This window comes from Niastella sp. OAS944 (assembly GCA_024809215.1).
Lineage (GTDB): Bacteria > Bacteroidota > Bacteroidia > Chitinophagales > Chitinophagaceae > Niastella.
Map to the genome: position 1 here is coordinate 2,473,394 of JANUBW010000001.1, position 11,526 is coordinate 2,484,919.

Annotated in this window: 11 protein-coding genes; 1 reads left to right on the plus strand and 10 read right to left on the minus strand. The window is 43.4% G+C overall.

All coding sequences use genetic code 11. From position 1 onward, the window contains the following. Positions 1-217: 217 nt before the first annotated feature. The 10 genes from mnmE to GGD38_RS09435 form a co-directional block, all read right to left on the minus strand. Positions 218-1,603: a tRNA uridine-5-carboxymethylaminomethyl(34) synthesis GTPase MnmE gene (mnmE, locus tag GGD38_RS09390; protein ID WP_375298255.1), complete on the minus strand. Its 1,386-nt coding sequence runs from the start codon at positions 1,601-1,603 to the stop codon at positions 218-220. 91 nt (positions 1,604-1,694) lie between these two features. Beyond that, on the minus strand, positions 1,695-2,531 hold the full coding sequence (locus GGD38_RS09395; RefSeq protein ID WP_375298254.1) for an energy transducer TonB: 837 nt from the start codon (positions 2,529-2,531) through the stop codon (positions 1,695-1,697). Positions 2,532-2,704: 173 nt separating this feature from the next. Beyond that, positions 2,705-3,523, minus strand: a complete 819-nt coding sequence (locus GGD38_RS09400; protein ID WP_375298253.1) for an energy transducer TonB — start codon at positions 3,521-3,523, stop codon at positions 2,705-2,707. 255 nt (positions 3,524-3,778) lie between these two features. After that, on the minus strand, positions 3,779-4,372 hold the full coding sequence (locus GGD38_RS09405) for an energy transducer TonB (RefSeq protein ID WP_375298252.1): 594 nt from the start codon (positions 4,370-4,372) through the stop codon (positions 3,779-3,781). A 140-nt stretch (positions 4,373-4,512) separates the two neighbouring features. Beyond that, positions 4,513-5,121, minus strand: a complete 609-nt coding sequence (locus GGD38_RS09410; RefSeq protein WP_375298251.1) for an energy transducer TonB — start codon at positions 5,119-5,121, stop codon at positions 4,513-4,515. 101 nt (positions 5,122-5,222) lie between these two features. Then, a complete protein-coding gene (locus GGD38_RS09415; RefSeq protein ID WP_375298250.1) occupies positions 5,223-6,059 on the minus strand; it encodes an energy transducer TonB in 837 nt (278 codons plus the stop codon). A gap of 56 nt (positions 6,060-6,115) precedes the next feature. Continuing rightward, the gene (locus tag GGD38_RS09420) at positions 6,116-6,658 is read right to left on the minus strand and encodes an ExbD/TolR family protein (RefSeq protein ID WP_375298249.1); all 543 of its coding nucleotides are present in this window, start codon (positions 6,656-6,658) and stop codon (positions 6,116-6,118) included. 39 nt (positions 6,659-6,697) lie between these two features. Beyond that, positions 6,698-7,357 (minus strand): ExbD/TolR family protein, encoded by a 660-nt coding sequence (locus GGD38_RS09425; protein ID WP_375298248.1) that lies wholly within the window; start codon positions 7,355-7,357, stop codon positions 6,698-6,700. A 105-nt stretch (positions 7,358-7,462) separates the two neighbouring features. Beyond that, positions 7,463-8,329 (minus strand): MotA/TolQ/ExbB proton channel family protein, encoded by an 867-nt coding sequence (locus GGD38_RS09430; protein WP_375298247.1) that lies wholly within the window; start codon positions 8,327-8,329, stop codon positions 7,463-7,465. Between the two features lie 314 nt (positions 8,330-8,643). Next, the gene (locus tag GGD38_RS09435) at positions 8,644-8,787 is read right to left on the minus strand and encodes a hypothetical protein (RefSeq protein ID WP_375298246.1); all 144 of its coding nucleotides are present in this window, start codon (positions 8,785-8,787) and stop codon (positions 8,644-8,646) included. A 194-nt stretch (positions 8,788-8,981) separates the two neighbouring features. Here GGD38_RS09435 and GGD38_RS09440 point away from each other — a divergent pair, with 194 nt between their 5' ends. Further along, on the plus strand, positions 8,982-11,516 hold the full coding sequence (locus GGD38_RS09440) for a zinc-dependent metalloprotease (protein ID WP_375298245.1): 2,535 nt from the start codon (positions 8,982-8,984) through the stop codon (positions 11,514-11,516). The last annotated feature ends 10 nt before the right edge of the window (positions 11,517-11,526 follow it).

Below are 11,526 nucleotides of genomic sequence, written 5' to 3' on the forward strand. Positions count from 1 at the left end.
CCTTTATTGCACTACAAGGCATTAAAGAGCATATTAGTGCAATAATTTCTCTAAAACCTTTAAAATTTGTACCTCGCACCTGCTATCCGAAATTAACAGGAAATCGTCCAACAAAAAAATAAAACGCAGGAAAATTAAAGGAATCTGTTAGAATACAGTCCTGATAAGCATTACGTTAGGAAAGCTGAGGAAAACAAGAGAAAGTAAAAGAAAGCCCCTACTTCCCAATACAAAATTTACTAAATATATAATCCAACTGATCCTCTGTTGTGATTTCCCCTGTGATCTCGCCCAAATAATGTAAACATCTGCGAATGTCGAGGGCTACCAGGTCGCCGGGGATTTTGTTTTCTAACCCATTTCGAATATCGATGAGCGATTGCAGTACCTCCTGCAAAGCATGATAATGGCGGGCATTGGTGATGATGGTATCGTCCGTTTGAATTTTGCCCTGGAGTACCAGGTCTACCAACTTTTCTTTTAAGACTTCGGTATGTAAGTTGGCTTTGGCAGAAATAAAGATGATGCCGGGGATGGTGCTGAACTTTTCGCGAAGCTCGGTTTCGGCAAACACATCTGACTTATTTCCTACCAGTATATGTTTTACCTTTTTATTGTTGAGTTCGTTTACGGTTGTTTGCAGGTCCTGTACGGAGACTTCGTTTACATCGAACAGGTATACCACCACATCGGCCTGTTGCATTTTGGCCAGCGCTTTTTCCATACCAATGCTTTCTATTACATCGTGTGTATGTTCGCGTATACCGGCGGTATCTATTAGGCGGAACAGGATGCCATCGATATTCAGCACCTCTTCAATGGTATCGCGGGTGGTGCCGGCAATATCGCTTACAATAGCACGGTTCTCGTTCAGCAAGGTATTTAACAGCGTCGATTTGCCGGCATTGGGTCTGCCGATGATGGCCACGCTTACACCGTTCTTTATTACATTTCCCAGTTGAAAGCTATTGGCCAGTTGCTGGGTGGTTTGCTGGGCTTCGTTCAGCAGGTCGTATAATTGGGTGCGGTCGGCAAACTCCACATCTTCCTGTGAAAAGTCGAGCTCCAGTTCTATTAGCGCCGAGAACATGATGAGGCGTTCGCGCAGGTTCTTTAACCGGTCAGAAAAGCCACCGCGAATGTTGTGGAGCGCCGTTTTGCGCGAGGCCTCGGTATTACTGGCAATAAGGTCGGCCACTGCCTCGGCCTGGGCCAGATCGAGCTTGCCATTTAAAAAGGCGCGTTGGGTAAACTCCCCCGGTTTGGCCAGGCGGGCGCCCTGGTTCACACAGGCCTGTATAATTTGCTGCAAAACGTACGGCGAGCCGTGGCCGGATATTTCTACCACATCTTCCCCGGTATACGATTTTGGGCCTTTAAACAGCGATACAACCACCTCGTCGAGCATCTTCCCATTCTCTTTTAAAGATCCTACATGCAGGGTGTGTGAGGGTTGTTGGGTAAGGTCTTTTGAAGGGAATAAACTATTAATAATATGGAATGACTGGCGGCCACTCAGGCGAATAACGCCAATAGCCCCTATTCCCTGGGCTGTTGCCAGTGCTACAATAGTATCTTCCCAACCGATTGATTTTCCCTGCATAAGTTGTCTTTTCGGGTGCAAAAATACGTGAAAACGCCAAAGCCACGCTTTTGAACGCGTGGCTTTGTTAATGCCTCCTTAGGGAATTAGGTTACTCTGCACTAATTCTGAACCCAATCGGCTGCTTTTTGTACGACTTCACCTTACGGCCGTTTTGAATGGCGGGTGTCCATTTACCGCTTTTCCTGATCACCCGTACAGCTTCTGCCTTTAACTCTGGCGGACCGCTCACTGCTTCTACATCGCTAACATTACCTTCTTTATCGACAATGAACTGTACCACTACGGTACCTTGTATTTCATTGTCTACAGCCTCTTGCGGATAGTGCAGGTTCCTGTTCAGGAAGCGCTGCCAGGCAGTTACACCACCGGGATACTCTGATTCAATTTCCACTTTCATTAGTGGGTCATTTGTTTCTTCAGCATCCCTTGTAATGTTGGTTACTCCAGTTGAACCATTAGGATCACCGGGAGGAGCGATCACAGTACCATCATAGTCGGCTCCCGCTTTGGTGATGTTGCTAATCATGGCATTATCAAGGTCAGTTACCAACGGAGGTTTTTCGTTTTCAGGCACCTGATCGTCACGCACAATGTTGTAGGCCACGTTCTTAATGGTTTTAATGTCGATGTGCTCGGGCGGGGCCGGTGGTTTAGGCGCTGGTGGTGGCGGCGGTTCAATTGGTTTTGCTGGTGGTTCCACTGCAGCCAGTTGAATATCCGTTGTTGTGTAAATGTCTTCCGCTTTCTCTTTCTTATTACCGAAAGCAAAGCCTGCCGATACCAAACAAACTGACAGCATAACAGTTATGGATACTGTCAATCGTTTATTGTAGGTTTTTCGAAGATCATAAGCACCGTAATCTTTGTTGCGGCCATCGAATAAAATATCGAGTACGTCGGCGGTTAAAATGTTTTTCGTTTCCATAAGCTGCTCTTTATTACTAAGACGCATACACTAATTTATTCCATACGTTTCTAAAATAACTTTTGTACATATTTAATGTAATAAAAAACCGTCCCGAAAATCGAGACGGTTTAAAATTTGCGAAGCTGTATTTCATTATCGAATGATCACATTATCTCATTAGCACATTGGCCTTACTCTCCATCTACTACACGGAACACAATAGGTTGTTTTTTGTACGATCTTACCGGATTCCCATTTTGTATTGCCGGCGTCCACTTACCACTTTTCTTTATTACACGAACAGCTTCGCTACGTAATTCTTCGGGCCCGCTGATGGCTTCAACATTTGTTACATTACCTTCTTTATCTACCAGAAATTGAATAACCACGGTTCCCTGTACTTCATCAGATGGACGAAGATTCCTATTTAGAAAACGTTGCCAGGCCGGCAAGCCTCCAGGGTATTCTGATTCTATTTCTACTTTTGTAAAAATTTTATTCCAGTCTTCTTCCTGCTTTACCGGAGCTTCTATAATTCCTTTACCCCCGGTTTCTATTGGCGGCGCTACAAGTCCATCATCTTTTACGCCATCCTGATTAAAAGTGCCAATCTTAGTATTTTCCACTTGTTCATTTTCAGGCGGCATATCTTCTTTCTTTACCTGATCGTCATGTACAATTACCGGGGGTGTGAATTTTAAGACCTCTACTTTTGGCGGCTCCTGCATTTTGGGTGGCGGCGGTGGTGGCGGCGGTTCAACAGGCTCTTGCTTTTCAATAATTTTTAATTCCGTTTCATCTGGAATGATAACTCCGCCCATTGCTTCCTTTTTCTCGTTTGCAAAAGCAATTCCAATACAACATAACAAAAGCGCAGACAACATAACAGTGATGGCTATTGTAAGACGTCGTTTATAAGTACGTCGCAAGTCATAGGCACCATACTCTTTATTGCGTCCTTCGAATAAAATATCGAGCAAATCTGCCGTTAGAATGGTTGAAACTTCCATAGCTATTCTTTATATCTAAGACGCATACACTAATTTATTCCATACGATAATTAAATAACTTTTGTGATTGAGTATTATGTTGAGGAAACAAGAAGCAAATGTGATAATTTGATAATTAGCTAATGTGATAATCATAAAACAAAAACGCCCCGATAGATCAGGGCGGATCAAAATAGTGTGAAGCTGTATTCATTTGCACATAAGCACGTTTGCAAATTGACTTTATTCTTCTTCTTCAAAACGGACTATAAATGGTTACATTTTAAAAGACCTTATACATTTGTCAGTTGATAATCGCTTCGCTGGTATCCATCTACTGCTTTCATTAATTACCCGAACCACTTCAGCCCCCAATTCCATTGAGCCCCTGACCGCTTTTGCTTCACGAACACAACCTTCTTCATCCACTACGAACTGCACCACTACGTTTGTGTCTGTTTCGCTATCAATAATATCCTTAGGTACCTGTACATTACCGTGTAAATAGCGAAGCCATGCCTTAGTACCACCAGGATATTCAGCTTCTGACTCCAGGTTACACCCTAATAATACCATGTAGTCGTCTTCAATACTATCTTCTACCGGGGGTGGAATTACATCGCCATTGTCAATAATCCCTTCACATATACTTGGATGAATATAAACGTCTACCAGTTCAGCTTTGGCTGTCTTTAGTGCAGATGTTTTTTTATTGCGGGGTAATGGTGCAGCCGTTGCTTTTTCTTCATTCCATGTTTTTTGCGCTACTACATTATCATCAGGGATGTAATTCTCAGTCTTACCCTTTGTGTTACATGAAGAACCAACCACCAACAAAATAGCAGTAAAGGGTACGGCAGTTAATTTCATGGCTATACTTTATACTAAGATGCAAACGCTAGTTTATTCCATACGTTCCTTAAATAACAAAACGCCCTGATAAACATGGGCGCTCAAAATTCGCGAAGCTGTATTTCATTATCTCATTATCTCATTAGCACATTATCACATTATTCTTTCGCTTCCAAATGAATCATAAACGGTTGCTTTTTTAATGATCTTACCTGGCGGCCTCCCTGTACTGCCGGCATCCATTTACCACTTTTCTTAATCACACGTACGGCCTCTGCACTAAATAATTCGGGACCACTTACAGCTTCTATATTACTTACATTACCATCTCTATTTACAACAAACTTCACCACAGCACTACAAGTCAATATATCATTATCGAGTAACTCCTGAGGGTAACGCAGGTTCTTATTCAAAAAGCGTTGCCATGCTGCTGGCCCACCGGGGTATTCGGCCTCAATTTCTACCTTATGAAAAACCATAGTATCACTATGATCTTTTTCCGGCGCTGGCATGAATACACCACCGCATTCGGGTGCTTCTGCTTTCTTTACGAGTTTACGAACATAAGGTGATGTATACTTTACTTTCACAGTCTTTATTGAGTCGGTTTCTTTGTGTGCCGGCGTTGGTGCTAACGCAGTATCCTCTTTCTTCAATGGGATCTCTGGCAATACATCATCAGGGATGTAAGTTTCGCGCTTATCCTTTGTATTACATGCTGTAACCAACAATATAACGGTAAAGAGTACGGTGGTTGGTTTCATAGCCAATCTTTATACTAAGATGTACACTTTACTAATTTCCATAAAACAAAAAAGTCCTCCCGGCTCGCCGGGAGGACTTAAATATTTTGAACTACGAGGGATTATCCTTCAGATTCAAGACGGAACACAATAGGTTGCTTCTTGTACGATTTAACCTGGCGACCGTTTTGTACAGCTGGTGTCCATTTACCACTCTTCTTGATTACGCGAACAGCTTCTGCACGCAATTCCTGCGGCCCGCTGATAGCTTCAACATCACTCACATTACCTTCTTTGTCCACAATAAACTGTACAACTACAGCACCTTGTACTTCGTTATCGATAGCTTCCTGGGGATAGCGGAGGTTCCTGTTCAGGTAACGCTGCCATGCAGCTGCTCCACCTGGGTACTCCGACTCAATTTCTACCTTGGTAAAGGTTTTATCCCAGTCTTCATCGTCTTTTTTAGGTGCTTCCACAACCCCTTTACCTGCATCTTCAACAGGTGGGGCTACGATACCTTCATCTTTTTGACCTTCCTGGTTCATTGTACCAATCTTGGTCTCTTCCAGTTTCTCAACCTCTGGTGGCTTTTCGTCTTCTTTCACCTCTTCATCTTTTACGATCTTGGGAGGTGTGAATTTCGCCATTTCCACTTTTGGCGGTTCTGGTGGTTTTGGTGGAGGCGGTGGTGGCGGCTCCTCTTTTTTCTCTTCCTGTTTTATTTCTTCGAGCTGCACGTCCTGCACCTGCACCGTTTTGGTGTCCTCTTTTTCTTCCATCAGCTTGGATACGAAATATCCAAGGAACAACAGAAGCAAAATGGCAGCCACTATAGCAAGCGATGTGATCATACGCTTGTTATACGTCTTGCGCAGTTGATAAGCACCGTAGTCCTTATTCCGACCCTCGAAGATGATGTCAAGAACATCAGCGCTTAATATTTTATTGACTTCCATATTAAAAAATCATTTGTAATTAGATGCACAGAATATAAAATTCCATAGAGCAACTTTTATTTTATACCGCCGCTGGCTTCAGTAGCATGCATCAAATCGATCTCTGTTTGAAAGATGTCGACCATTGCATAACGCTTAACATCATTGATAGTCATTTCATCAAGAATGTCAACGGTATTTTTGTAGGTAGCCTCGGGGCCAGGTTTAATAACCACTACAAAATCTTCGGGGTTGGTGCTCTTCTTTTTATTGATGATCACATCCCGGATATCTTTAAAGTTGCTCGATTTGAAGTTGGAACCATCTGGTGCTAACTGTCCTTCATAATAATAAACACCATCACCTCTGCCCAGCATGATACTAAGGGCGCCAGACTCTTTCACCTTATTCAGTTCGTCCTGTTTTTCCGTGTCTTTCGGCAGGAAGAGCTTCATAGCGGTAGGCTGGCTCATTGTGGTGGTGAAGATGAAGAAAGTGATCAACAGGAATCCCAAATCCACCATTGGCGTAAGGTCAACGCGTGTAGAAAGTTTCTTCCCTTTCTTAACGCCAGGCCCTTTTTTATGTCCCCCTCCACCGGAGGTATCCATTTCTGCCATATCGCACTTTTTTTAAAGTAGTTAAAAATTTTATTCGCTCTATTCCTCTTTTCCGCCGGCTTCTTTTTTATTAGCTAACGGAGTTCCTGCAGGTATACCCTCTGGGTCAGTGATCATCGCAAACTTGAATATTTCATTTTTCTTGAATGCATCGATCACCCCTTTAAAAGTTGGATATTTAGCGCTGTTATCACCTTTTACCAACAAGCTCATTGTTGAGCCAGTATAGGCGCTGTTAGCAGCAGCCATCCAAACAGTTAACTCGTTATTAGCCGAGTCGAGCGGAATACCAGGCGCTTTGTATTTTTTTGCCTGCTCCTCATTCAACTGCAGATAAGACTTTAACATTGAAAATGGAACCCCAACAGTTGAACCACTTTTTATGAAATTTTTCTTTTCTGCGTCGGTCAGTTGCAATTGCTTCTGATCGCTAATTGTGTTAATGATCTTCTCCTTTTCTTCTTCATTGTTGTCGCCTATAGAAAAGTAGGCTTTGCCTTCTTTGTCCATAGTGACCAACACCACATTCTTGTCAGATGCGGGCTTGGTTGACACCGAAGTTGGCGTTACAACCTCCACAGCGTCAGATGATTTGAACTTGGTGGTAAGGATGAAGAATGAAAGTAACAGGAATGCCACATCACACATCGCGGTCATGTCTACAGAGGTACTCTTGCGCGGTACTTTTACTTTTGGCATGTTTAATTAATTTCTGATTCTGGTATAAGATTCACATTCTTCCAATTTCCATATGCATTTTCTGCATTTTTCAAATAAAGCAAAATTCCCCATTTTGGGGCATGCTTATTTGTACAGAGATGCGAAACTTTGGGTCAAAGTGAAACCAGACTCATCGATACCATAAGTAATACCGTCGATCTTAGTAGTGAAGATGTTATACATGATGATAGCGATAGCTGATGTACCGATACCCAATGCGGTATTGTACAGGGCCTCAGAGATACCTCTTGATAACTCTGCAGCAGCACCACCACCACCTTCAGCAGCCAGGGCCGAGAATGAAGTGATCATACCTAATACGGTTCCTAACAGACCCAACAGGGTTGCTACTGAAGCGATAGTTGACAGGAACACCAGGTTCTTTTCGAGCATAGGCAGTTCAAGTGCCGTAGCTTCTTCAACTTCTTTTTGGATAGCCAATACTTTTTGCTCGGTATCCAGCTCAGTGTTAGAGATCATTTCTTTGTACTTGCGCAAACCAGCTTTCATTACGTTACCAACGCTTCCTTTTTGACGATCGCACTCAGAAATAGCCTGATCAACATTTTTGTTAGCCAGGTGATATTGTACTTTACGAATGAATTCAGCGATGTTACCGGTTCCGGTAGCTTTCATGATAGTCAATAAACGCTCAATAACGAAGGTTACCACCATTAAGAATACAGCGATAAGAATAGGCACGATGATACCACCGTCATACATTTTCACCAAGCCACCAACAGGTCCTTTATGTTTTGGCCAGAAGCCACCTGAAAGATCGGGATGTGTAAAATTGCTAGGATTTCCCAGACCCCAACGCCACAGAGCATACCCACCGAATATACAAACGAGAGGGGCTATCCATGAAATGGAATTGGATCTTTTCTTTGGTTGAACGGATGTACTACTCTTCGCTGCGGTTGCAGTCGCAACGGGTCTTGTTTCAGCCATGATTGTGTTTTTTTAGTGTTTTATAAATTTTAAGCTATCAGTAGATTCTAAATGGGCTCACAATTTTATGGAAAAAGTTACTTCTCTCGATCAAATTGATCAAGAAAAATTTTGATAAGGTTCACAAGTTAAGAAATTTCTTAACTGATCGCCTAAAAAACAGGCGATCCAATTGATAAGAACGGCAACAATATATGTCATAATTAGAAACAAAACAAGCAGTTAACTCAATTGATAATATCGAACAGGCAATATACAAGGCTTCTTATTATAATAAATTACCTATAATCCGTTGCACTCCGCATTTCCAATTGTCAATTTGCATTATGCAATAGCCAATGGAGCTTATTAATAATACCAGACCTATTATCTTTTTTATACTGCTGCAATTCTAAAGCCACTGCTAATGTTTTTTTTGCAAACTGCCCATTGCCTGTAGCCCATTGCTTAAATGCCATATTATATTTATTTGATCAGCGGTAAACCGCCGTCTTCCCCACACATATTGTTTTCCCTACCTTCATCCATTATATTTTTTTCCTAAGGTTTAATCATTCAGATGTACGGTACAATGCAATTAAATTTTCATTAAACGCACAGTTATGAGATTTATGTATAGCCTTATGATCTGGCCCAAAAACAATTACTATTAATGATGAAAAAATGTATTCCCTTACTGGTGTTACTGGGCTGTTGCAGTGTAATGTCTTACGCGCAACAAAAAAAATCCGGTGCACCGGCAGCAGCTGATACAGCCAAAAAGCCCGCCGCCCCCGTGGCTCCCCGGCCACCACAAACCGGCCCCAAACCTTATAAAGAGGTTATTACCGACAAAGCAACAAGCCGCAAAGGATTGTTTACCGTGCATAAACTCGACGATAAATGGTTCTTTGAAATGGGCGATACTTTACTAGGCAGAGATGTATTGGTGGTGAACCGCATCTCAAAGGCGCCTACCAATACCCGCTCGGGTTTCTTTGGATATGCCGGTGATGAGATCAATGAAAATGTTATTCGCTTTGAAAAAGGCCCCAATAATAAGATCTGGTTGCGCAATATCTCTTACTCGGTATATGCCAAGGATTCTTCAAAACCCATGTACAAATCGGTTCAGGCCAGCAATATTCAACCCATTGCCGCGGCCTTTGATATTAAAGCATTCTCAAAAGACAGCAGCGGAATTGTTATTGACGTTACCGATTTTGTGAACAGCGATAACGAGATCCTGTTCTTTGCCTCATTCTTTAAATCATCGCTTCGCCTTGGTGGCGTTCAACCCGACAAATCGTACATCAGCGAAATAAAGAGCTACCCCATCAATACAGAGATCAAAACAGTTAAAACCTATAGCAAAATGCCGGCGCCCAGCCTTTTTCCCGGGGCGCCAACAGGGCCTGCAGGTAATGCCACTTTTGAGTTGAACAGCTCACTGGTGCTGTTGCCTAAAAACCCCATGCGGCCCCGTTTTTATGACGATCGCGTAGCTTATTTCACAACCGAGTACACCGATTTTGATGTAGATCCGCAAGGCGTAAAAGACATTAGCCTTATTACCCGCTGGCGTTTGGAGCCCCGGGACGAAGACATGGAGAAATACAAACGGGGTGAACTGGTTGAACCTAAAAAACCAATCATTTACTACATTGACCCCAACACCCCCGAGAAATGGGTACCCTACCTTATTGCCGGGGTAAACGACTGGCAAAAAGCTTTTGAAAAAGCCGGTTTCAAAAATGCCATCATTGCCAAACGCGCCCCTTCAAAAGAAGAAGACAGTACCTGGAGCATTGAAGATGCCCGTTACTCGGCCATTGTTTACAAACCATCAGAAATACCAAACGCAATGGGCCCGCATGTGCACGATCCCCGTACCGGCGAGATCCTTGAATCACATATCAACTGGTATCATAATGTAATGTCGTTACTGCGCAACTGGTACCTTATTCAGGCTTCGCCCAACGATGCCCGCGCCCGCAAAGCCCATTTTGACGATGAGCTAATGGGTGATCTTATTCGCTTTGTATCATCGCACGAAGTCGGTCATACGTTGGGCCTGCCTCATAACATGGGCGCCTCTTCTGCTACCCCGGTTGAAAAATTGCGCGATAAAGCCTGGGTTGAAGAACATGGCCACACATCTTCTATTATGGACTACGCCCGCTTTAACTATGTGGCGCAACCCGGAGATAATATAGGCGCTGCCGGTATGTACCCCCGCATTGGCGATTACGACCTGTGGTCAATTGAATGGGGTTATAAACTTGTGCCTGGTAAAACCGATGAGGAAGAAAAAGATATATTGAACGACTGGGTAAAAAGCCGTTACAGCAACAACCGCCTGCGCTTTTTACATGCCGATGGTGTTGACCCCCGCGCCCAAACCGAGAGCCTGGGCGATAACGCCATGAAGGCAAATGAATATGGTATCAAGAACCTGAAATGGATCGTTCCGCAATTGCCTAAATGGCTGAACGAGAAAGGAGAGGATTTCAAAAACCTCGATCAGGTGTACGATGAAGTATTCAACACCTTTAGCCGGTATATTGGTCATACTACCACTTACTTAGGCGGTGTGTATACCGACCTGAAAACAACCGACCAGGAAGGCGCCGTATATACCGTTGTGCCTAAAGCCCTGCAAAAAGAAGCCATGTCATTTATTCAAAGAAACCTGTTCACCACCCCTACCTGGTTGTTGAACAAGGCTATTATGGATAAAGTGACCTCGCCGGTTGAAGATAAGATAAGCGGCCTGCAGGATAGCTGGATGAACGCAATGTTAAGCCCCATGCGTTTAAACCGCCTCATTACCTCGGCCAACCGCGATGCAAGCGCTTATACACTCGATGAATATATGACCGACCTGAAAAAAGGCATTTGGAGCGAACTGCCTGCCCGTGCACCTATAGACAATTACCGTAGGAACCTGCAAAAATCGTTTGTAGAAAGACTGAGCGGACTGGCTACTATTACCCCAGCCCCTGTTATGGGCGGCGGCGGTATTATTATTTCATTTGGCCCATCGGTTGATGTAAAGAAAACCGATATCATGTCTGTTGCCCGCGGCACCCTGCGTGCGCTGAAAGCTGAAATAGCAGCCGCTATTCCTGCCTATGGCGACAAAATGAGCCGCTATCATTTACAGGACCTGAATGAGCGAATTGATAGAGTGTTGAATCCCAGATAGTTTCCGGTTA

Bases quoted from the DNA above. Each gene is read 5' to 3' on its own strand.
- mnmE (WP_375298255.1), bottom strand. From the start codon at position 1,603: ATGCAGGGAAAATCAATCGGTTGGGAAGATACTATTGTAGCACTGGCA.
- GGD38_RS09395 (WP_375298254.1), bottom strand. From the start codon at position 2,531: ATGGAAACGAAAAACATTTTAACCGCCGACGTACTCGATATTTTATTC.
- GGD38_RS09400 (WP_375298253.1), bottom strand. From the start codon at position 3,523: ATGGAAGTTTCAACCATTCTAACGGCAGATTTGCTCGATATTTTATTC.
- GGD38_RS09405 (WP_375298252.1), bottom strand. From the start codon at position 4,372: ATGAAATTAACTGCCGTACCCTTTACTGCTATTTTGTTGGTGGTTGGT.
- GGD38_RS09410 (WP_375298251.1), bottom strand. From the start codon at position 5,121: ATGAAACCAACCACCGTACTCTTTACCGTTATATTGTTGGTTACAGCA.
- GGD38_RS09415 (WP_375298250.1), bottom strand. From the start codon at position 6,059: ATGGAAGTCAATAAAATATTAAGCGCTGATGTTCTTGACATCATCTTC.
- GGD38_RS09420 (WP_375298249.1), bottom strand. From the start codon at position 6,658: ATGGCAGAAATGGATACCTCCGGTGGAGGGGGACATAAAAAAGGGCCT.
- GGD38_RS09425 (WP_375298248.1), bottom strand. From the start codon at position 7,357: ATGCCAAAAGTAAAAGTACCGCGCAAGAGTACCTCTGTAGACATGACC.
- GGD38_RS09430 (WP_375298247.1), bottom strand. From the start codon at position 8,329: ATGGCTGAAACAAGACCCGTTGCGACTGCAACCGCAGCGAAGAGTAGT.
- GGD38_RS09435 (WP_375298246.1), bottom strand. From the start codon at position 8,787: ATGGCATTTAAGCAATGGGCTACAGGCAATGGGCAGTTTGCAAAAAAA.
- GGD38_RS09440 (WP_375298245.1), top strand. From the start codon at position 8,982: ATGATGAAAAAATGTATTCCCTTACTGGTGTTACTGGGCTGTTGCAGT.